This window comes from Burkholderiales bacterium (assembly GCA_015075645.1).
GTDB lineage: Bacteria > Pseudomonadota > Gammaproteobacteria > Burkholderiales > Casimicrobiaceae > VBCG01.
Window position 1 is genome coordinate 25401 of the sequence record JABTUF010000001.1, and the last position, 21670, is coordinate 47070.

The window sequence follows — 21670 nt, forward strand, 5'->3', positions numbered from 1 at the left end:
CGGCCTTCAGGCCGACGGGTTTGCGGCATTGGAAGACGAAGTCGGGCTGAAGGCAAAGGCGTCGGACTGAAGTCCGACCCACAGAACTCTCCCTGTGCGGACGGAAAAGCGGGGTCAGACTCGACTTGTGCTTGTAGGTCCGGGTTCAGCCGGACGGGGTTCGCTTCATCGAGGGAAAACCGTCAGGCCTGACCCACAAGAACACGGAAAGGCATGCGGCTGAAGCCCGACGGGCTCACGGGCTGCTGCCACGTTCGACGCCGCGCGCGGCATGCAGTTCGCACACCCGATCGAAGATGACCGTGGCGAGGCGCGCACACGCCGCCTTGACGACGTTCCAGTCGTGCCAGCGGGGGGCGAGGTTCCGATACTCGTCGAGGTCGATGCCCTCGACGTCGTAGGGCTGCGCGCTCGCGAGCTGCACCTGCAACTGCTGGAGCGGCGATTCGCCGTTGTCCTGCCTGTAGATCCGGTCGAAGGACTGCAGGGCGAGCGCGACGTTCTCGTCGCCCATGTGATCGGCCAGGGCGACGAAATCGAGGTAGTCGCGCGTGGCGTTGCGCCGCAGGATCAGCACGCCCTTGATGCGCAGGATCTCAGCCTCGGTCGGAACGGTGATGCGCCCGCCGCGGTGCTCCACCACCGTCGTCGCCAGCGGTTCGTCGCGGATGAGCTGCCGGATCCCGGTCTCGATGCCATCGAGACTGCCCAGGATCTGCACCGGGCGCTGCACGCGGGCCGTCTTCCAGCCTGCCACCGACTCGAGCTGCGCCAGTACGGCGTCGAAGCGCTGCGCGAGGTCGGCATCGCGGGAGAATCGATGGGCGGCGTGCAGCGCGGACGCGGTGCCGCCGACCAGCACCGCATCGGGCAGGATGCGCTGGAGGCGCGCAGCCGAGGACAGCACGAGTTCCCAGTCAGGGAGCGGAGCCGTGGGCTTCGGCATAGCTCAACCAGAAGTGGTGGCGCTGCGCATGAGGGTCGGCCGCGCGCGGAAGACAGACGCGCTCCACCTTCGCGCGCACCGATCGGTCGGCGAGGACCGCTTCGCGCAACTCGGCCCAGTCGCGCCAGCGCCCGCGTGCGATCACGTCGTCGATGGCCGCGAGGGTGAGACGCTGATGGTCGAGATGGCGGTGCAGCACGGTTCGACGTCCGGGTCCACGAAGCTCGATGGCCGCATCCTACGCGCGGATCGCGAGCGCGAATGCCGATCGTCGCGAGGCGACGCCGACGAAGCGCGGTCGTGCCGGAACGGCCCGATCGAGGATAGCCGATCGTGCCATTTCTTGCCAGTGCCTGCTACGCGTGCTACGGTGCCGCGCCGAGAGAGGAGGCCGCATGGAGAGCATGAACATCTCGCTTCCCGAGCCGCTCAAGCGCTACGTCGATGGCCAGGTTTCGTCGGGACGGTACAGCAGCGCAAGTGAATTCGTGCGCGAACTCATCCGCGCCGACGAGAAGCGTCGGGCCGAGCAGGCGCTGGAGACGCGGTTGATGGAGGGGCTGAACGCGCCGGAGACCGAGCTGACCCCGGCCGACTGGAAGGCGATCCGCGGCGAGGCGTTGTCGCGCGTGCAGGCCCGCGGCAAGGGCAAGGGATGATGGGTCCGAATCATCGATGGCAAAGGCGTCCGGTTACTGAAGCCGGACCCACGGAAGCTTCCGATGTTCGCGTCGCCCGTGGGTCGGGCTTAAGCCCGACGGGTCGTGGGTCGGGCTCGAGCCCGACGGGGTTGCAGCATTGCATGAGGGATTGCTTGGGGATGGAAGGGCGTCGGGCTGAAGCCCGACCCACAGGAGTGCGGATGTGTGGGTCGGCCTTCAGGCCGACGGGGTTCGCCACACTGAAGGGAAAGGCGTCGGGCTGAAGCCCGGCCCACAAGGACGCGAAAGGCGTCGGGCTGAAGCCCGACCCACGACGGAAGCTTGCCGGGCAACAGCACCCCAATGATCGAAGACACGACGATCGCCGTCGTCGGACTGGGCTACGTCGGGCTGCCGCTCGCGATCGAGTTCGGCAAGCGCACCCGGACGATCGGCTACGACCTCTCGCAGGCGAAGATCGACGCGTACCGCGCCGGGCGGGACCCGACGGGCGAGGTGGCGGACGAGGATTTCGCGACGGCGTCGAAACTCGCCTTCACGACCGATCCCGCGCGCCTGCGCGACGCGAGCTTCGTCGTCGTCGCGGTGCCCACGCCGGTCGACGACGCGAAACGCCCCGACTTCCGCCCGCTCGAGCGCGCGTGCGAGACGGTCGGCCGCCACCTCGCGCACGGCGCGACCGTCGTGTTCGAGTCGACCGTCTACCCGGGTGCGACCGAGGAGATCTGCGTGCCGCTCATCGAGAGGCACTCGGGCATGAAGTGGCGCGAGGGCTTCTTCGTCGGCTACTCGCCCGAGCGGATCAACCCGGGCGACCGCGAGCACACGCTGCCGAAGATCACCAAGGTCGTCGCGGGCGACTCGGCCGCGACGCTCGAGCGCGTCGCGGCCGTCTACGGCAGCATCGTGCCGGCCGGCATCCACCGCGCGAGCAGCATCAAGGTCGCGGAGGCGGCCAAGGTGATCGAGAACACGCAGCGCGACCTCAACATCGCGCTGATGAACGAACTCGCGCTGATCTTCCACCGCATCGGCATCGACACCGGCGAAGTGCTGGAGGCAGCCGGCACCAAGTGGAACTTCCTGCCGTTCCGGCCGGGGCTCGTCGGCGGCCACTGCATCGGCGTCGATCCGTACTACCTGACGCACAAGGCCGACATGCTGGGCTACCACCCGCAGGTGATCCTCGCGGGGCGGCGCATCAACGACGGCATGGGGCGCTTCGTCGCCGAGCAGACGGTCAAGCAGCTCGCGCAGGCGGGGTTCGAGGTGCGCGGCGCCGACGTCGCGGTGCTCGGGCTCACGTTCAAGGAGGACTGTGCCGACCTGCGCAACTCGCGCGTGATCGACGTGATCCGCGAGCTCGAGACCTACGGCGTGCGCGTCCACGTGCACGACCCGGTGGCCGAGCCCGCGCATGCGCTGACCGAGTACGGGATCGGGCTCGTCTCGTGGGACGCGCTGCCGCGCGCGCAGGCGATCGTCGCGGCGGTGGCGCACAAGGCGTTCCGCGCGCGGCCGGTCGACGAGATCGTCGCCAAGCTCGCGCCCGGCGGCGTCTACGTCGACGTGAAGAGCGCCGCGGACGCGAAGGCGCTGGAATCGCGCGGCGTGCGGGTGTGGCGGCTGTGACCGCCGGCGGCGCGACGATGCAGGAGACGCTCGGCGAGCGTTTCGCGCACCTGCGGAGCTGGCGCGCGCGCTGGCTCGTGACCGGGAGCGCCGGGTTCATCGGCTCGCACCTGTGCGAGACGCTGCTCAACCTCGGCCAGCAGGTCGTCGGCCTCGACAATTTCGCGACCGGGAGCCGGAACAACCTCGACAGCGTACGCGCGGCGGTCGGCGAGGAAGCCTGGCGGCGCCACACGTTCATCGAGGCGGACATCGGCGATCCGAGGGCCTGCGCGCGCGCGTGCGAAGGCGTGGACGTCGTGCTGCACCAGGCGGCGCTCGGTTCGGTGCCGCGGTCGATCGCCGATCCGCTCGCGACGCACGCGGCCAACGCGACGGGTTTCCTCAACATGCTGGTGGCGGCGCGCGACGCGGGCGTCGGGCGGTTCGTGTACGCGGCGTCGAGTTCGACCTACGGCGATCATCCTGGACTGCCGAAGGTCGAGGAGACGATCGGGCGGCCGCTCTCGCCCTACGCCGTGACGAAGCTCGTCGACGAGCTCTACGCCGAGGTGTTCGCGCGCTGCTACGCGACGTTCGCGATCGGGCTGCGGTACTTCAACGTGTTCGGCGCGCGGCAGGATCCCGACGGCGCCTACGCGGCGGTGATTCCGCGCTGGGCTTCCGCGATGCTGCGCGGAGAGCAGGTGACGATCCACGGCGACGGCAGCACGACGCGCGATTTCTGCCACGTCGCGAACGTCGTGCAGGCGAACCTGCTCGCCGCGACGGTCGATCGCGTCGACGCGCAGAACCAGGTCTACAACGTCGCGGTCGGCGGGCGGACGACGCTGATCGAGCTGTATCGGCTGCTGCGCGAACTCGCGCAGGAGCGGCGGCCGGGGCTGCGCGTGCCCGAGCCGGTGCACGCCGATTTCCGCCCGGGCGACGTGCGGCACTCGCAGGCCGACATCTCGAAGGCGCAGCGTCTCCTGGGCTACGCGCCGATGTACGACCTGCGCGCGGGGCTGCGCGAGGCGTTCGGGTGGTATGCGGGTGGGTGAGCGGGGGAGCGTGTCGGCCTGAAGGCCGACCCACAGGGACGCGCTTGTCGGCCTGAAGGCCGACCCACAGCGATGCGTTTGTCGGCCTGAAGGCCGACCCACAGCGATGCGCTTGTCGGCCTGAAGGCCGACCCACAACTTCCTGTAGGTCGGGCTTCAGCCCGACGGCTTTGGCTTCAGCCCGACGGCTTTGGCTTCAGCCCGACGGCTTTGGCTTCAGCCCGACGGCTTTGGCTTCAGCCCGACACGGATCGACCGCCTACCACGACGGCTCGCGATCGGGCGTGGCGGAGATGCGGTGGATCGAGAGGTCCGCGCCGTTGAACTCCTGCTCGGGATCGAGGCGCAGGCCGACCGCGGCCTCGAGCGCGCCGTAGACGAGGGTGCCGCCCGCCAGCGCGACGGCGATGCCGCCGAGCGTCCCGGCGATCTGCGATCCCAGCGCGACGCCGCCCAATCCGCCCAGCGCCGTCGAGCCGAAGATGCCCGCGGCGATGCCGCCCCACGCGCCGCAGACGCCGTGCAGCGGCCACACGCCGAGCACGTCGTCGACCTTGAGCCGGTTCTGCGTCACGGTGAACAGGTAGACGAACAGCGCGCCGGCGACGGCGCCGGTCGCGAGCGCGCCGATCGGGTGCATCACGTCGGAGCCGGCGCACACCGCGACCAGCCCCGCGAGCGGTCCGTTGTGGACGAAGCCGGGGTCGTTGCGGCCGGCGAAGAACGCGGCGACGGTGCCACCCGCCATCGCGAGCAGCGAGTTGACCGCGACGAGCCCCGAGATCTTGTCGAGCGTCTGCGCGCTCATCACGTTGAACCCGAACCAGCCGACCGACAGGATCCACGCGCCCAGCGCGAGGAACGGGATCGACGACGGCGGATGCGCAGCGATGCCGCCTTCGCGCGAGTAGCGCCCGCGCCGCGCGCCCAGGAGCAGCACCGCGGCGAGCCCGATCCAGCCGCCCATCGCGTGCACGACGACGCTGCCGGCGAAGTCGTGGAACTCCGCGCCGAAGGCGCCCTTGAGCCAGGCCTGCACGCCGAAGTGCTGGTTCCAGGCGATGCCCTCGAAGAACGGGTAGACGAATCCGACCAGGAGGAACGTCGCGGCGAGCTGCGGTCCGAAGCGCGCACGCTCGGCGATGCCGCCCGACACGATCGCCGGGATCGCCGCGGCGAAGGTGAGCAGGAAGAAGAAGCGCACGAGTTCGTAGCCGCTCTTCTGCGCGAGCGATTCCGCCCCGGCGAAGAACTGCACGCCGTAGGCGAGCGCGTAGCCGACGAAGAAGTACGCGATCGTCGACACCGAAAGTCGACGAGGATCTTCACCAGCGCGTTCACCTGGTTCTTCTTGCGCACGGTGCCGAGCTCGAGGAACGCGAACCCCCCGTGCATCGCGAGCACCATGATCGCGCCCAGCAGGATGAACAGCGTGTCGGTGCCGGATATCAGAGCTTCCATGGGTTCCCCGTGGTATGCGCGTTGATCTTGTCGGCGGCCGTTGCGGCCGGCGTGCGTCCCGAAGGTGCGTGGCGGTGGCCGCAGGTCCGGGATGGGGCAAACGGGGAGCAGCCGGCGTGCCATCACGGCATATCGTTGATTTAACGTGGTTTTCTCTGGAACAGCATTCCGGAAAGCTCGTCGCGCCGCACTGTTGTGGTGCGAGCGCGCACCGGAACAATGCGGTGTGCGCTAGTCGGCCTGAAGGCCGACCCACCACTCTCCCCCGTAGGTCGGGCTTCAGCCCGACGGGGTTCGTGCGATTCGACGAAACGGCATCGCGTCGGCCTGAAGGCCGACCCACAGCGGTGACGCGCTTGTCGGCCTGAAGGCCGACCCACCACTCTCCCCCGTAGGTCGGGCTTCAGCCCGACGGGGTTCGTGCGCATTCGACGAAATCGCGTCGGCCTGAAGGCCGACCCACAGCGGTGGCGCGCTTGTCGGCCTGAAGGCCGACCCACCATCATTCCCGTAGGTCGGGCTTCAGCCCGACGGGGTTCGTGCCGATTCGACGAAACGGCGTCGACCTGAAGGCCGACCCACAGCGGTGGCGCGCTTGTCGGCCTGAAGGCCGACCCACAGCGGTGGCGCGCTTGTCGGCCTGAAGGCCGACCCACCATCATTCCGTAGGTCGGGCTTCAGCCCGACGGGGTTCGTGCGCATGGGCAGCATCGCGTCGGCCTGAAGGCCGACCCACAGCGGCGGCGCGCTTGTCGGCCTGAAGGCCGACCCACCACTCTCCCCCGTAGGTCGGGCTTCAGCCCGACGGGGTTCGTGCGCATGGGCAGCATCGCGTCGGCCTGAAGGCCGACCCACATCGGCGACGCGCTTGTCGGCCTGAAGGCCGACCTACGGGGACATCTTCAACCCGCCGCCGGCGGCGCATTCCCCTGCCACCGCGACTTGGGTACGATCTTGGGCTTCGCGGGATCGCTGAGGAAATGCGGCGACATGATCTGCACGCCAGCCTCGTTGAACGCGTCCTGCACGTTGGCGAACAGCGCGGAGAGGACCGCCGCGCGCTCGGCGGGCGCGGACGCCGTCGCGCGGCAGACGAGCTGGTACTTGACGTAGAAATCGTCGAGGCTGGTCTGGAAGACCTGCGGCGGTGGCGACGCGGCGATGCCGTCGGTGCGCTTCGCGGCGTCGGCGAGGAGCGCGTGCACCTGCCGCCACGGCTCGTCGTAGCCGATGCTGACCGCGATGCTCACGGCGAAGCCCGGCTGGCCGAACGTACGCGAGTAGTTGGTCGTCACGGTGCCGAGCACCTGCGAGTTCGGCATCGTGAGTTCTTCGCCGAGGCCCGTGCGCACGGTCGTCGTGAAGAGCCCCATCCGCGTGATCGTGCCCTCGCGCTCCCCGATGCGGACGAACTCGCCGGTGCGGTAGGTGCGCGTGTACATGAGGATCAGCCCGCTCACCGCCTGGCCGACGATGCCGGAGGCGCCCACCGTCACCATCAGGCCGAGCAGCACGGAGAGCCCCTTGAACGCGTCGGTGTCGGAACCGGGGATGTACGGGTAGGCCATCGCCGCGGCGAACACCCACACCGCGATCGTCGCGAGGCGCTTGGTCGGCGGCGCGACGTCGCGGTCGAGCGCGCGGAGCGTGATGCGTCCGCTCGCGATCCGGTCGAAGAAGCTCCGCTGCGCGCGGTCGGCGAGCCAGGCGATCGCGAAGATCAGCACCGCGACGAAGAGCGACGGGAGCCCGCGCGCGATCGACTCGAGGAGCCCGGTCGTCTTGTCGATGACGAAGCCGGTCAGGCCCTCGCTCCACGGGCGCGTGAACGGGAAGAGCCCGAGCACGTAGCCCAGCCACTCCCAGGTGAGGATCACCATCGTCGCCATCGCGACGACGCCGACGATCCGGCGCACGGCCGCGATCGCGTGGTGGCGCGAGATCACTTCGCCGCCGCCGACGCGCAGCCGCTCCGCGTGGCGCTCGGCGACGCGCATCAGCGTGCGTGCCGTCACGCGCCACGCGAGATGCGCGAGCCACAGGAGCGCGAGCCAGATCGCGGTGGCGACCGCGGCGTGCATGGCGGCACGCACCAGATAGCGGTGGTCGCGCGCCTCGCGCGTCTCGGCGACCACGATCTCGAGCGTTCGCGCCGCCTGGTCGGCCAGCATGCGTACGCTCTCGCCGGGCGTCGCGATGGCGTCCTCGTCCGAGATGACGAGGGCGAGCTGCCCGTCGAGCATCAGCGCCATGCCCTGCGCGATCTTCTCGGTCGACACTTTGCCCGGGCCGCCCATCGCCAGCAGCCGGCGGATCCGTTCGCTCGCGTCCTCGGCGCGGTCGCGCGCGGACATGCCCAGCAGCGGCGCGCGGAACTCGACGATCGGGCGGTTGAAGACGACGACCGCGCCGGGACGGTTGTCGGTGATGCGCGCGGCGGGCGGCGCAGCGGATGGCGTCGGCGCCGCGGGCGACGAAGCGGTCGTCGGCGCCTTCGTCGCGTCGCCGGAAGCGTCAGCAGCCTGCGCGGTCGCGCACGGGATTGCGACGAACGCGAATGCGCAGGCGAGCGCCGCGAGTCGGGCGCCGATCGCTGACCGCAGGTTCACGACCGCGGTGGATGCTGTTCGACGGCGTCCCGGGGACGTGCGCCGCGGGTCAGGCGGCGCTCTTGCCCAGGAGTTCCTGCAACTCGCCGTTCGCGTACATCTCGCGCATGATGTCGCAGCCGCCGACGAATTCGCCGTCGACGTAGAGCTGCGGGATCGTCGGCCAGTTCGCGTACTGCTTGATGCCCTCGCGCACGTCGGCGTCGGCCAGCACGTTCACGCTGAAGTATTCGTCCACGCCGCAGCGCTTCAGGATCTCGGCCGCGGTGGCCGAGAAGCCGCACTGCGGGAACTGCGGCGTGCCCTTCATGTAGAGGACCACGTGGTGGCCCTTCACCTGGTCGCGGATCTTGTCCTGGGTGTCCATGGCTCCTGCTCCGGTTTTCGCCCGTCGAACCGGATATGGTAGCGCACCGCGGAAACCCGTGGATCGGGCTACGGTCTCCGTGGGTCGGGCTTCAAGCCCGACAGGCCCGTCTCCGGTGGGTCGGGCTTCAGTAACCCGACGGGCCCGTCTCCGGTGGGTCGGGCTTCAGCCCGACACGGTAGACCCTTCCCGCGCTCGATGCGCCGCCCCGGGAATCGCCGATGCGACTGTCCTCTGTCTCCTGATGTCGGCCTGAAGGCCGACCTACGGGATGCGATGTCGGCCTGAAGGCCGACCTACGGGATGCGATGTCGGCCTGAAGGCCGACCCACCACCTCCTCCGTGGGTCGGGCTTCAGCCCGACAGGCGCCCTGCCGTGGGTCGGGCTTCAGCCCGACACAACATCGACATCACTCATCCAATCGTCCGAAGGCGGGTTCGCTCACGCCGAGGCACGCTCGCCCCATCGCCACGGATACGCAACCGATGAGCTACAACGATCTGCGACGCGGGCGTCGATCGACGGAGGGACGGGTGTATCTGGTCACCGCCGCGACGCTCCATCGGCAGCCGGTCTTCGGCGTCTTCGATGCGGCCTGCATCCTTGCACGTGCGATCGCGCAATCCGGGCGCGACGAGGATTGGACGCTCATCGCTTGGGTGATCATGCCCGATCACGTGCACCTGCTCGTGCAGCTCGGCCGGTGCCGGTTCGAGCAGGCCGTCGGGCGGCTCAAGGGTCGTACGAGTCGGGCGATCGGAATGGCAACGCAGAATGGCGATCGGATCTGGCAGCCGAGCTTTCACGATCACGCGCTGCGGCGCGAAGAATCCGTCGAGGCGGTCGCGCGGTACGTCTGCGCCAATCCATTGCGTGCGGGGATCGTCGCGTCGTTGCGCGACTATCCGTTCTGGGACGCCGTTTCGTTCGAGAATATCGTTCCGGACTAGGCGCATGACGCCTGTCGGGCTGAAGCCCGACCCACCACCATCCCCACGTAGGTCGGCCTTCAGGCCGACGCCGTTTCGTAGTGTCGGCGCGAACGTTGTCGGGCTTGAAGCCCGACCCACAACCCTCCCCCGTAGGTCGGCCTTCAGGCCGACGCGGTTGCAGCGAAATGCACGTGTCGGGCTGAAGCCCGACCTACAAGCGCTGCGCTCGTCGGGCTGAAGCCCGACCCACAACCCTCTCCCGTAGGTCGGCCTTCAGGCCGACGCGGTTGCAGCGAAATGCACGTGTCGGGCTGAAGCCCGACCTACAAGCGCTGCGCTCGTCGGGCTGAAGCCCGACCCACAACCCTCTCCCGTAGGTCGGCCTTCAGGCCGACGCGGTTGCAGCGAAATGCACGTGTCGGGCTGAAGCCCGACCCACATCCAATGGGCTTGTCGGGCTTGAAGCCCGACCCACAACCCTCCCCCGTAGGTCGGCCTTCAGGCCGACGCGGTTGCAGCGAAATGCACGTGTCGGGCTGAAGCCCGACCTACAAGCGCTGCGCTCGTCGGGCTGAAGCCCGACCCACAACCCTCCCCCGTAGGTCGGCCTTCAGGCCGACGCGGTTGCAGCGAAATGTACGTGTCGGGCTGAAGCCCGACCCACATCCAATGGGCTCGTCGGGCTCAAGCCCGACCCACAGGGGCTGAAGCGCGACCTACTCCTTCACGGCGCCGGTGAGACCGGAGACGTAGTACTCGACGAAGAACGAATAGAGGATCGCGACGGGGAGCGAGCCCAGGAGCGCGCCCGCCATCAGCGAGCCCCAGTGGTAGACGTCGCCCTCGACCAGTTCGGTCACGACGCCGACCGGCACCGTCTTCACCTCGGACGACGAGACGAAGGTGAGCGCGTAGATGAACTCGTTCCACGACAGCGTGAAGGCGAAGATGCCCGCCGAGATCAAGCCCGGCACGGCGAGCGGCAGCACGATCTTGACCAGGATCTGCCAGCGGGTCGCGCCGTCGATCAGCGCGCACTCCTCGAGCTCGAACGGGATGCTCTTGAAGTAGCCCATCAAGAGCCAGGTGCAGAACGGGATCAGGAACGTCGGGTAGGTGAGGATCAGCGCGAGCCGCGTGTCGAAGAGCTGCAGCTTGTAGACGATCGTCGCGAGCGGGATGAACAGGATCGACGGCGGCACGAGGTAGGCGAGGAAGACCGACAGCCCGACGTAGCGCGAGCCGCGGAAGCGCAGCCGCTCGATCGCGTAGGCGGCGAGGACGCTGCACAGGAGCGAGACGAACGTCGCGACGACCGACACGATCATCGTGTTGATGAGCCAGTCCGGGTAGGCGGTGTCGAACAGCAGTTTGCGGATGTGGTCGAAGGTCGGGTTCTGCACCCAGAACGGGTTGCCTTCGCGCGACAAGAGCTCCTCGTTCGGCTTGAACGCCGTGATCGCCATCCAGTAGAACGGGAACAGGAGCGCGATCAGGAACATCGCGAGCGGCAGCCACACCACGACGAGGCGATGGCGCCTCGTCGCGAGGTAGGCCATGCCGGTGCTGTCGGACGCATCCTTGCTCATCGGTCGGACCCGCCCTGCTGCCACGCGCGGCGCTGCAGGCCGTAGTAGCTCGCGAGGATCGCCGCGAGCAGGAACGGCACCATCGCGGTCGCGATCGCGGCGCCCTCGCCCAGGCTCCCGCCCGAGATCGCGCGCTGGAACGACAGCGTCGCCATCAGGTGCGTCGCGTTGAGCGGACCGCCGCGCGTCAGCACGTAGATCAACTGGAAGTCGGTGAACGTGAACAGCACCGAGAACGTCATCACGACCGCGATGATCGGCGTCAGGAGCGGCAGCGTGACGTGGCGGAAGCGCTGCCAGCCGGACGCCCCGTCGAGCGCGGCCGCCTCGTAGAGCGACGGCGAAATCGTCTGCAGGCCGGCGAGGAGGCAGATCGCGATGAACGGCACGCCGCGCCAGATGTTCGCCGCGATCGTGGCGAAGCGCGCGTTCCACGGGTCGCCGAGGAAGTCGATGTACTGGTCGATCAGCCCGAGCTTCACCAGCCCCCAGCTGATGATCGAGAACTGGCTGTCGTAGATCCACCAGAACGCGATCGCGGAGAGCGCGGTCGGCACGATGAACGGCAGGAGCACGATCGCCCGCAGGAACGCCTTGAACGGCAGGTGCTCGTTCAGCAGCACCGCGAGCCACAGCCCGAGCCCGAACTTGATGACGCTCGCGACCAGCGTGTAGAAGAGCGTGTTGAACAGCGCGAGCCGCGTGACCGAATCGCCCCACAGGAAGACGAAGTTCTCGAGCCCGACCCATTCTCCGCTGCGGCCGATCTTGGCGTCGGTGAACCCGAGCCAGGTGCCGAGTCCCAGCGGGTAGGTGAGGAACACCAGCAGGATCGCGGCCGCGGGCGCGAGGAACAGCAGCCCGAGGACGTTGCGGTTGTCGAGCCAGCGTGACGTCGCGCCGCTCATCGGGATCCCTTGGGAAGGGCGCCCGGCGGATCCGCCGCCGGGCGCAACCGGCTCGCTACTTCTTCACGGCGCGCCGCACGGCGCGCTTGACCTTGCGGACCGCCTTCTTCGCGCGGCGCACGACGCGCTTCACCGCGCGCTTCGCGACGCCGGTGCGTTTGGTCGCCCGGCGCTTCACCGGGCGCTTCGCCGCGGTCTTCTTCACCGTCTTCTTCGCGGCCTTCTTCTTCGTCGTCTTCTTCGCGGTCTTCTTCGCGGCCTTCTTTTCCGCTCCGCTGCCGCGCTTGATGTCCATCGCGTGCGCGCGCGAGTACTGCTGGATGTCCTTGAACTGGCCGGACTTGTCGCGCACCGCGTAGAGCTTCTTGCCCTTGCTGCTGTACATCACGGTTCTTCTGGCCATGCGGCCTCCTGTCTGAGGTTCACTGCACGTACCGCCGGGAAGTCCCGGCGACTGCCGGCCGATGTTCTCGCGCGCGATCGCGTCGGCCTCGCGATCGCGCTGTTCCTGCGCCTTCGGCGCGCGGCGCCGCGAGGGCGCCGCGCGCCGTCCTGCTCAGACCTTGTAATAACGCTCCGCCCGCTTCGCGCGCTCGGCGGCCTCCTTCGGCGTCTTCGCGCCCGAGCCCGCCTCGGCGACCATGTTCGGGATGATGAAGTCCGCGATGGCGGCCGCCGACGCGTAGCCCATCGTTCCCGCGTAGCCGCCGGCCGTGCCGTTCTTGAAGCAGTCGCGGTAGGGGATGCGCTTCGGGTCCGCGGTCCAGAACGCGCTCTTCTCGTAGGCGGCGAGCGGATGGCACACGTAGCCGATCGACGCCTCCTGCCACGGCACGTACTGTTCCTTCTCCATCATGAAGCGGAGGTACTCCTTCGCAGCGTTCGGGTACTTGGAATACTTGAAGATCATCATCGGGAACACGAGGTTCAGCTCGCGCGCCTTGCCGTCGAGGCCCAGCGGGAAGTACGCGTGCTGGATGTCGTTCGCCATCTCCTGCAGCTTGGGATCCTTCGAGGTCTTCGCCGCGTAGTAGACCGAGATGCCGTTCGCGGTCAGGAAGAGCTGCCCGTCGAGGAACGCCTTGTTGTTGTTCGGGTCGAGCCAGGAGAGCGTGCCCGGGACGAAGGTCTCGTAGAGCTGCTTCGCGTATTCCAGCGCGGCGACCGTCTCGGGGCTGTTGATGACGACGTTGTTCTTCGCGTCGACGAGCTTGCCGCCGTGCGCCCACACGAGCCAGTGCGTCCAGCTCGAGTCGCCGGTCGCGTTGCCGAGCGCGAAGCCCGCCGGCGTGCCCTTGGCCTTCAGCGCCTGGCAGAGCTTGAGGAAGCCGGCCATGTCGCGCGGCACGGTGTCGAAGCCCGCCGCCTTCACCGCGCTCTCGCGGTAGACGATGGCGTTCCCCGCCGCGCCCATCATGATCGCGACCCATTTGCCGCCGTGCATCCCGTAGTCCTTCGCGAGCGGGTACCAGCCGCCGTACTTGGCGCCGAGGTAGTTCGCGAGGTCGGAGACGTCGACGAGCTTCTCCGGATACTGGTGCGCGTCCTCCATCGTGCTGATGATGATGTCCGGACCGCTGCCGACGTTCGCGGCCACCGCGGCCTTCGGCCGGACGTCCTCCCAGCCCTCCGCGTCGACGCGCACCTCGATGCCGGTCTTCTTCGTGAACGCCGCGGTGTTCGCGGCCCACACGTCCTCGTCGCCCTGCACGAAGCGCTTCCAGCGCAACACGCGCAGCTTCGCGCCCTTCTCCGGCTTGCCGTGCCACTGCTGCGCCGCCGCCTCGCCGGCGAAGAGCGCCGTGCCGCCGCCGAGCGCCGCGCCCGCGGCCACGCCGGCCGTCGATTTCAGGAAATCCCGCCGCCTGTACTCGCTCATCGCTGCTCCTCCTCCGTGGTTGAACGTCGAGCCGTCTGGTCTTGCGCTCGATGCCGGGATGCCTACGCGGCGAGTCTCGTTCCGCTCGCCGCGTCGAACACGTGCGCCTTCGCCGGGTCCGGCGCGAGGCCGATGCGATCGCCCGCGCGGCAGGCGACGCGATCCTTGATGACCGCGATCACGTCCTGGGCACCGACGCGGCACACCACCTGCGTGTCGGCGCCGGTCGGCTCGACGACGACCACGTCGCCCGCGATCCCCGCGTCCGGCGCGGCGAGCGCCAGGTGCTCGGGACGGATGCCGTAGAGGACCTCGCGGCCGTCCTCGGGCGCGTCGCGCAGCGCCATCGTGGCTCCGGCGCCGAGCGTCACGCTCGCGCCCGCGCCCGCGCGGCGCACGACGCCGGGCAGGAGATTCATCGCGGGCGAGCCGATGAAGCCGGCGACGAAGGTGTTCACCGGCCGGTCGTAGAGGTCGAGCGGCGCGCCCGACTGCTCGACGATGCCGTCGCGCATCACGACGATCCGGTCGGCCATCGTCATCGCCTCGATCTGGTCGTGGGTGACGTAGATCGAGGTCGTCTTCAGGCGCTGGTGCAGTTCGCGGATCTCGGTGCGCATCTGGACGCGGAGCTTCGCGTCGAGGTTCGACAGCGGCTCGTCGAACAGGAACACCTGCGGATTGCGCACGATCGCGCGGCCCATCGCGACGCGCTGGCGCTGCCCGCCCGAGAGCTGGCGCGGGTAGCGGTCGAGGAGCGCGCCCAGGCCCAGAATCTCCGCTGCGCGAGCGACGTGGCGCGCGATCTCGTCCTTCGGCTTCTTCGCGAGCATCAGCGCGAACGACATGTTGTCGCGCACCGTCATGTGCGGATAGAGCGCGTAGTTCTGGAACACCATCGCGACGTCGCGCTCCTTCGGCGGCACGCGGTTGACCACGCGTTCGCCGATGCGGATCTCGCCGTCGCTGATCTCCTCGAGCCCGGCGACCATCCGCAGGAGCGTCGACTTGCCGCAGCCGGAGGGACCGACGAGCACGCAGAACTCGCCGTCGGGAATGGCCACGTCGACGCCGCGGATCACGTGCGTCGAACCGAAGTGCTTGTGCACGGCGGCGATGGTGACCGCGGCCATGAAGCTCCTCCCGCCCTTCGTGATGTCGCGCGGCGCGGCCGGGCGTGGCCGCGCAGCGTCGTGGGCCGATGTGCCGGGTCGGAAGCTCGCTCGACGGTTCGCGGCGTTCCGACGGTGCGCACTACGGCTTGCGCGTGCCGGCGCTCACCACGTAGTCGGGCCTGCCGGAGTGGAACCAGGTCGCGAGATTCTGCGCGGCCTTGCGGCGCAACTCCTTCTCCGACTCCACCGAGTAGAACGCCGAGTGCGGAGTCAGGATAACACGCGGGTGCGCGACCAGCGGAGAGCCCGGGGGCACCGGCTCCTGCGGGAGCACGTCGAGCGCGAGGCCGGCGAGCGTGCCGCGGTCGAGCGCGGCCACCGCCGCATCGACGTCGAGCACCGCGCCGCGCGCCGTGTTGACGAGGAAGCTCCCCGGCCGCATCGAGTCGAGGAGCGCCGCGTTGATCATCCCGCGGGTCTCGTCGTTCAACGGCACGTGCAGCGACACGATGTCGGCCGTCTCGAAGAGCTTCGGCAGCGTGGCGCGCTCGACGTAGGCGGGAAAGTCGCCGTCGATCAGGTACGGGTCGGCCGCGACGACGCGCCGGAACAGGTTGCGCGACACGTGGGCCATGCGCTTGCCGATGCGGCCCAGCCCCACGATCCCGAGCGTCAGGTCGGAGGCGCGAGGGACCGGTCCGGCCGACGTGTAGTGCCAGGTGCCCGCCTTGACGTCGCGGTCCCACATGACGACGTTGCGCACCAGCGCGAGGGCGAGCGCGAGCGCGTGCGTCGCCACCTCGCCGACGCCGTAGTCGGGCGAATTGGCGACCCACACGCCGTGGCGCGCGCAGGCCGCGGTGTCGATCGTGTCGAAGCCCGCGCCGATCCGGCTCACGATGCAAAGATCGGGGAGCGCGGCGAGAACGCGCTCGGTGATCGGCGCGTACTGCAGCAGGATTCCGCGGAAGCCCTTCGCCGCGCGGATGACCTCGTCCTCGGTCCTGCAGTTCGCGACCTCGATCTCGATGCCCTGCCGGGCGAGGAGGTCGCGCTCGAGCGAGATGTCGTGGTAGTCGTGGTCGGAGAAGAGAATCCGGTGCATCGGAACCATGGGCCGTCGGTGACGGCGCATCTTGCCGAGCGGGCGGGAGGCGGTCAAGCAGCGGGCCGCTCGGGAGGCGGGTTTCGTTGCCTCTGACCGGCCCGATGTGTAACGTCGCAGATCGCGACCTGCCCCGCGCGCACGCCATGCCTTCCCACTCCCGCGACGAATCCGGGTTCGGCCCGTGGAACCCGGCGTGGAGTCGGAGATTCCGGCGTCCCTCCTCCCGCTCGCGACCGTCTACCGGCCCGAGAACGTGTCGACTCCGCTCGCGCAGGCGCGGGAGTTTGCCGACCTGACCGGCATGGCGCCGTGCGATCTGGTCGCGTTCCGGCCGGAGCGGTTGGCGCTGCACGAACTGCTCGTGCGCACCAATGCGAACGTCTCGATCCCCGACGGGGAGCGGATCGAGGATCTCGGCATCAATTTCCGCCGGATCGCCCGCGTGCTCCTCGAGCGCCACGTCGCCCCGCAGGCCGACGCGATCGTCGCGGCGTACGACGACGCTCGACGCCGGATCGAGGCGACGGTCGGGCGCGAGCTCGCGCCGCTCTTCGGCGCGGCCACCGTACCTGCGGAAGCGCCTCGGGCGGGCCTGTTCGCGCGGCTGTTCGGGCGACGCGGCGCCTCCCCGCGCGAGGATGCGGCGCCTCCGCAGCCAGAGGCCGCGATCGCCGCCTGGGACGCGCGCGCGCGGACGAGCGAGGATTTCGTGGAGCGCGCCGCGCTGCACGCGCTCTCCCGAACCGTAACGGCGGTGGTCGTGCGGCACGGCGCGCTCTGGGGCGACGCCGAAGCGCTCGCCCGCATCGCCACGCAACTCGCGGCGAACGACGCCGGCAGCGACGCGATCGGCGCGCTGCTCGAGCCGGTGATCGCGCAGGGCGCGGCGGCGGAAGGTTACGCGCCGCTTCCGCGTCAGGATGCGCCGCTGGTGATGAACACGAAGGGACCCTCGGCCGCGGGCAAGAGCACGATGCGGCCGCTGCAGAAGGCGCTCGCCGAGCGCATCGGCGTGCGCTGGGACGAGTTCGCGCGGATCAGTCCCGACATCTGGCGCAAGCAATTGCTCGACTACGACAGCCTCGGGGATGCGTACAAATACGCGGGCGCGTTCACCGGCGACGAGCTGCGCATCATCGACCAGAAGTTCGACCGGTACATGGCCCGCAAGGCGGGCGCGGGCGGAATGACGCATCTCCTGATCGACCGCTTCCGCTTCGACAGCTTCGCGCCGGATTCCGACGAGGCGGGAAGCAACCTGCTGACCCGCTTCGGGCACGTCGTCTACATGTTCTTCCTCGTGACGCCTCCGGCAGCGCTGGTCGAGCGTGCGTGGAACCGCGGCAACGACGTCGGACGCTACAAGGCGGTCGACGACACGCTCGCGCACGGAGTCGAAGCGTATTCGGGCATGCCCGGGTTGTTCTTCACCTGGGTCGCGCGGCGCGACAAGCGCGTGCATTTCGAGTTCCTCGACAACACGGTCGCGCGCGGCGAGCCTCCGCGCTCCGCCGCGTTCGGATGGAACGACACGCTGAACGTGCTCGACGTTTCCTGCCTCCTCGACATCGAACGCTTCCGCAAGGTCGACATCGACGCACGCTCGTCCGACGCGCTCTATCCGGACCCGTCCGTGCTCGCGCCCGAGCGCAACGCGGAATTTCTCGCCGCCTGCGTCGCACGTTTTCGCGTCGTCAACTTCGCCGACCAGGCGAGCGGGCGGATCTGGCTTTCGGTCGTCGAGGGCAGGCCCGCGTGGGCGGACCAGGCGGCGCTGCGGCGCGCGCTCGCGGATCCGGACGTCCGGGCGGGGCTCGCGGTGGCGGTGCCCGCGCTCTCCGCGGCCACCCCCTCGCATCCCGCGGCCATCCCGGTGCTCGCGGAAGAGGAGCGCCGGCACACGGTCGGCGATTGGGGAGCCGGGCAGTCTCTGTAGGTCGGGCTGGAGCTACTGTGGGTCGGGCTTGATCCGCTGTGGGTCGGGCTTGATCCGCTGTGGGTCGGGCTTCAGCCCGACGGGATGTGTGCCGATGCGACGGAACAGCGTCGGCCTGAAGGCCGACCTACGGAGAGGGCTGTGGGTCGGGCTTCAGCCCGACGGGATGTGCCGATGCGACGGAACAGCGTCGGCCTGAAGGCCGACCCACGGGGAGCGCGGTGGGTCGGCGATCCGCTGGGTCGGCCCGACGGGATGTGCCGATGCGACGGAACAGCGTCGGCCTGAAGGCCGACCCACGGGGAGCGCGGTGGGTCGGGCTTGATCCGCTGTGGGTCGGGCTTCGGCCCGACGGGATGTGTGCCGATGCGACGGAACAGCGTCGGCCTGAAGGCCGACCTACGGAGAGGGCTGTGGGTCGGGCTTCAGCCCGACGGGATGTGCCGATGCGACGGAACGGCGTCGGCCTGAAGGCCGACCCACGGGGAGCGCGGTGGGTCGGGCTTGATCCGCTGTGGGTCGGGCCCGACGGGATGTGTGCCGATGCGACGGAACAGCGTCGGCCTGAAGGCCGACCCACGGGGAGCGCGGTGGGTCGGGCTTGATCCGCTGTGGGTCGGGCTTGATCCGCTGTGGGTCGGGCTTCAGTAACCGTGTTGGATGTCAAGCCTGGAAGGGCTGATGATCGCGAACCATGGCGTTAAGATGCGCAGGAGTTTGTGCATGCACGCCACGATCGCGACCTTCTTGACCTTCCCGGCAGCCACCAGGCGTAGATAGAAACCCGGATCACCGGATTGCTGCGGATCGCCGTCAGCGTGGCCATGTAGAGCACGCGGCGAACCTCGAAGCGGCCCCCGGATCCAGCGGCGTCCTTTCTTCTGCCCCGAGTCCGCGCCATCGGCGCGACCCCACCCAGCGCGCTGATCTCGGCCCTGCCCAAGCGTCCCAGTTCCGGCAACCCAGCGATCGCGTCGCGCTGGCTACCGGCCCGATGCCTCGCGGGTCGACCGAAGTAACCGGTCGAGTTCCTCGTGGTGGTGCGCCACATGGGTCTGCATCTGCCGGTCGATCTGGTCGAGCTGGCGTTTGATCGACTCGATCATCGCCTCGATGCTCGGCCGCACCTTGGGCCGCGAGGACTCGAGGCGCTGTCGTTCGACAGCAACATGCCCAGCAGCTGGCGCCGGCGCGTCACCCAAGCCGCCAAGTCCTGCACCTGTTCGTCGGGCGGTTTCAGGTAGCGTTGGAAGTCCGGCTTGTGCCTCAGCATCTGCCCGAACTCGGCCAGCACCCGCGCATCGATCCGGTCCGTCTTCGCCCCGGAGCGCACCCCTTGGCAAAGTCCCGCGCCCGCTTCGGATTGACCACCGCCACCGCCAGCCCGCCGCCTGCAGCGCACACGCCAGCGGCGCTTCGCCAGCCTCCGGTGGCCTCCATCACCACCAGCGCCCCGCCGGCACCTGCGCCACCAGCTCCGTGTGCCCTTCCGGATCGTTCCCGAACTCCCCGCCGGCCCCGTACCGCCCAGCGTCACCACCTCGACGCTCGCCTTCGCCACATCGATCCCCACCACCACCTTGATTTCGGACATGGTCTTCGCACCTCGTGCTTGTCAATGCGCGCTGGCCTTACGGCCGCGCACGTAACCGTTCGAGTTCACGAAGACCGGCGCGGCCGCGCGCCATGGACTGAAGCACGGGTTCGACTTACCCTGGCCGGAAACAGGCTGCGCGTCCGAGTCCGGACTTCTCCTCCACACTCTACCGCGCCGGTCTGCCAACAACATACAAGCCCGACGGGATGTGTGCCGATGCGACGGAACGGCGTCGGCCTGAAGGCCGACCCACGGGGAGCGCGGTGGGTCGGGCTTGATCCGCTGTGGGTCGGGCTTCAGCCCGACGGGATGTGTGCCGATGCGACGGAACAGCGTCGGCCTGAAGGCCGACCTACGGGGAGCGCGGTGGGTCGGGCTTCAGCCCGACAAAGTCCTCGACAATGGCAGCAAAGGGCGTCGGCCTGAAGGCCGACCCACGGGAGCCCCCCAAACCCGTTAGACGGATGGGGTTGTTCTAGTATAGAATACCGGCCGTTTTAGTTTCAAGTGCGAAAGCGCACGCGGTCTCGCGCCCGCTCTCTGTCCTTGAGATCGAAACACCGGCCGGGCGGTATCCCGGCGCCTGTCATTACTTCTCAAGGATTCAGACATGCCTACCGGAACCGTCAAGTGGTTCAACGATGCCAAGGGCTTCGGCTTCATCACGCCCGATGGCGGCGGCGAAGATCTCTTCGCCCATTTCTCGGCGATCAACATGCCGGGCTTCAAGAGCCTCAAGGAAGGCCAGAAGGTGAGCTTCGAAGTCACCCAAGGCCCCAAGGGCAAGCAGGCGTCGAACATCCAGACCGCCTGACGAGCCCCGGTACCCGGTTCGCGCCGGGTACCCGAGGCAAGCGACACGAGAAGGCCGGACGCCGCGAGGCGTCCGGCCTTCTTCATGGATGCATCCGACCGCTCGCATCCTGCGGACCCGCGGAGCTCAGGTACGATGCATGCCTGTCCGTGCAGACGCCCGAGGAAATGAGTCGACACCGCCCGAAGCGTGGATTGACCAAGCCCTCAGCGCGCGACCGCGTGATCGCCGACGTCGTTCCGCGGTACTACCAGGTCTACTCGGTGCTGCAGCAGCGGATCCGTGCCGGTATCTGGCCGCCGGAACGGCCGATGCCCGCCGAGGAGGCTCTGTCCACCGAGTTCGGCGTTTCGCGCGTTACCGTCCGCCGCGCGCTCACCATGCTCGAGGCCGAAGCGCTGATCGTCCGCCAGCAGGGCCGCGGCACGTTCGCCACACCACCTCCGCCGAACGGCGCGCCCATGAACTTCGGCGGCTTGCTCGAGAGCGTCGCCGACGCCGAGCACCGGACCACGGTGCGAATCCTCGCCTTCGATCAGGTGGCGCTTCCGGACGACGCGGCGCGATGGCTCGAGTGTCCTCCCAGGTCGGCGGGTCTGCGCATCGAGCGCGTCCGCAGCGATCGCGACGGGCCGTTTTCCTATACCGAGTGCTATCTGCGCGCGCCGGAAGCGGCGCTCGTGACGCGCGAGGCGCTGGGCAACCGAACTGTCCTGTCGATGCTGCTGACGGCAGGCATCCTGGCCGCCGCGGCCGAACAGCGCATCAGCGCGACGCTCGCCGACGTCGACGTCGCGCGGCGCCTGAAGATCGAGGTCAGCGCGCCGCTCATCAAGCTGACGCGCGTCGTGCGGAGTCCCGAAGGGCGTCCGATCGAACTCATCCACGGACTGTACCGTCCGGACCGTTACGAGTATCGCCTCAAACTCTCCTGCGATCGGGCCGGTGTGGCGCCGCAGTGGACGGTGAAGGACTAGCGGAAATTCGTTCGACGGTTCGCGGCGAATTCGACCGCCGTGCGGCGTTGCCCGGGCTCGCGATCGTTCGTCGGCGGGCGCGCGCCCGTGTCTG

17 protein-coding genes and 2 pseudogenes are annotated in these 21670 nt (G+C 68.9%); 7 read left to right on the forward strand and 12 right to left on the reverse strand.

All coding sequences use genetic code 11. The features are described 5' to 3' along the window. Positions 1-235 precede the first annotated feature (235 nt). Together HS109_00115 and HS109_00120 are read right to left on the reverse strand one after the other, a co-directional pair. Entirely contained in the window at positions 236-946 is a 711-nt protein-coding gene (locus HS109_00115; GenBank protein MBE7520774.1) for a hypothetical protein, read from the reverse strand. Further along, positions 918-1145, reverse strand: a complete 228-nt coding sequence (locus HS109_00120) for a hypothetical protein (protein ID MBE7520775.1) — start codon at positions 1143-1145, stop codon at positions 918-920. The genes HS109_00115 and HS109_00120 overlap by 29 nt, the downstream gene beginning before the upstream one ends. A gap of 196 nt (positions 1146-1341) precedes the next feature. On the opposite strand from HS109_00120, the gene HS109_00125 reads away from it, so the two are divergent. From HS109_00125 to HS109_00135, 3 genes are all read left to right on the forward strand, one after another. Beyond that, positions 1342-1605 (forward strand): type II toxin-antitoxin system ParD family antitoxin, encoded by a 264-nt coding sequence (locus HS109_00125; protein MBE7520776.1) that lies wholly within the window; start codon positions 1342-1344, stop codon positions 1603-1605. Between the two features lie 345 nt (positions 1606-1950). Continuing rightward, on the forward strand, positions 1951-3240 hold the full coding sequence (locus HS109_00130) for a nucleotide sugar dehydrogenase (GenBank protein ID MBE7520777.1): 1290 nt from the start codon (positions 1951-1953) through the stop codon (positions 3238-3240). 17 nt (positions 3241-3257) lie between these two features. Further along, positions 3258-4283 carry an SDR family oxidoreductase gene (locus HS109_00135; protein ID MBE7520778.1) on the forward strand — a complete coding sequence of 342 codons (1026 nt, stop codon included), beginning with the start codon at positions 3258-3260 and terminating at the stop codon, positions 4281-4283. A gap of 259 nt (positions 4284-4542) precedes the next feature. Here HS109_00135 and HS109_00140 read toward each other — a convergent pair. The 3 genes and pseudogenes from HS109_00140 to grxD all read right to left on the reverse strand — a co-directional run bounded on the left by HS109_00140 (position 4543) and on the right by grxD (position 8720). Continuing rightward, a pseudogene (locus tag HS109_00140) lies at positions 4543-5744 on the reverse strand (ammonium transporter). Between the two features lie 902 nt (positions 5745-6646). Next, complete coding sequence (locus tag HS109_00145) at positions 6647-8353, reverse strand: mechanosensitive ion channel (GenBank protein MBE7520779.1); 1707 nt, start codon at positions 8351-8353, stop codon at positions 6647-6649. 49 nt (positions 8354-8402) lie between these two features. Further along, a complete protein-coding gene (grxD, locus tag HS109_00150) occupies positions 8403-8720 on the reverse strand; it encodes a Grx4 family monothiol glutaredoxin (protein ID MBE7520780.1) in 318 nt (105 codons plus the stop codon). Between the two features lie 486 nt (positions 8721-9206). On the opposite strand from grxD, the gene HS109_00155 reads away from it, so the two are divergent. Then, the gene (locus HS109_00155) at positions 9207-9671 is read left to right on the forward strand and encodes a transposase (protein MBE7520781.1); all 465 of its coding nucleotides are present in this window, start codon (positions 9207-9209) and stop codon (positions 9669-9671) included. Between the two features lie 698 nt (positions 9672-10369). Here HS109_00155 and HS109_00160 read toward each other — a convergent pair. The 6 genes from HS109_00160 to HS109_00185 all read right to left on the reverse strand — a co-directional run bounded on the left by HS109_00160 (position 10370) and on the right by HS109_00185 (position 16249). Continuing rightward, positions 10370-11242, reverse strand: coding sequence for a carbohydrate ABC transporter permease (locus tag HS109_00160; GenBank protein MBE7520782.1), 873 nt, complete (start codon positions 11240-11242; stop codon positions 10370-10372). Beyond that, complete coding sequence (locus tag HS109_00165; GenBank protein ID MBE7520783.1) at positions 11239-12150, reverse strand: sugar ABC transporter permease; 912 nt, start codon at positions 12148-12150, stop codon at positions 11239-11241. The genes HS109_00160 and HS109_00165 overlap by 4 nt, the downstream gene beginning before the upstream one ends. A 55-nt stretch (positions 12151-12205) precedes the next feature. Beyond that, positions 12206-12553, reverse strand: a complete 348-nt coding sequence (locus tag HS109_00170; GenBank protein ID MBE7520784.1) for a hypothetical protein — start codon at positions 12551-12553, stop codon at positions 12206-12208. Positions 12554-12706: 153 nt separating this feature from the next. Continuing rightward, positions 12707-14029: an extracellular solute-binding protein gene (locus HS109_00175; protein ID MBE7520785.1), complete on the reverse strand. Its 1323-nt coding sequence runs from the start codon at positions 14027-14029 to the stop codon at positions 12707-12709. 62 nt (positions 14030-14091) lie between these two features. Then, on the reverse strand, positions 14092-15162 hold the full coding sequence (ugpC, locus tag HS109_00180; protein MBE7520786.1) for a sn-glycerol-3-phosphate ABC transporter ATP-binding protein UgpC: 1071 nt from the start codon (positions 15160-15162) through the stop codon (positions 14092-14094). A gap of 121 nt (positions 15163-15283) precedes the next feature. Further along, positions 15284-16249 (reverse strand): C-terminal binding protein, encoded by a 966-nt coding sequence (locus HS109_00185; GenBank protein ID MBE7520787.1) that lies wholly within the window; start codon positions 16247-16249, stop codon positions 15284-15286. Positions 16250-16433: 184 nt separating this feature from the next. Between HS109_00185 and HS109_00190 the strand changes: the two genes are divergently transcribed. Then, complete coding sequence (locus HS109_00190; GenBank protein MBE7520788.1) at positions 16434-18188, forward strand: hypothetical protein; 1755 nt, start codon at positions 16434-16436, stop codon at positions 18186-18188. A 644-nt stretch (positions 18189-18832) separates the two neighbouring features. On the opposite strand, the pseudogene HS109_00195 reads toward HS109_00190, so the two are convergent. Continuing rightward, a pseudogene (locus tag HS109_00195) lies at positions 18833-19782 on the reverse strand (IS110 family transposase). 613 nt (positions 19783-20395) lie between these two features. Here HS109_00195 and HS109_00200 point away from each other — a divergent pair. Together HS109_00200 and HS109_00205 are read left to right on the forward strand one after the other, a co-directional pair. Beyond that, entirely contained in the window at positions 20396-20599 is a 204-nt protein-coding gene (locus HS109_00200; GenBank protein MBE7520789.1) for a cold-shock protein, read from the forward strand. Between the two features lie 194 nt (positions 20600-20793). Further along, positions 20794-21576 (forward strand): GntR family transcriptional regulator, encoded by a 783-nt coding sequence (locus tag HS109_00205; GenBank protein ID MBE7520790.1) that lies wholly within the window; start codon positions 20794-20796, stop codon positions 21574-21576. Positions 21577-21670 lie beyond the last annotated feature (94 nt).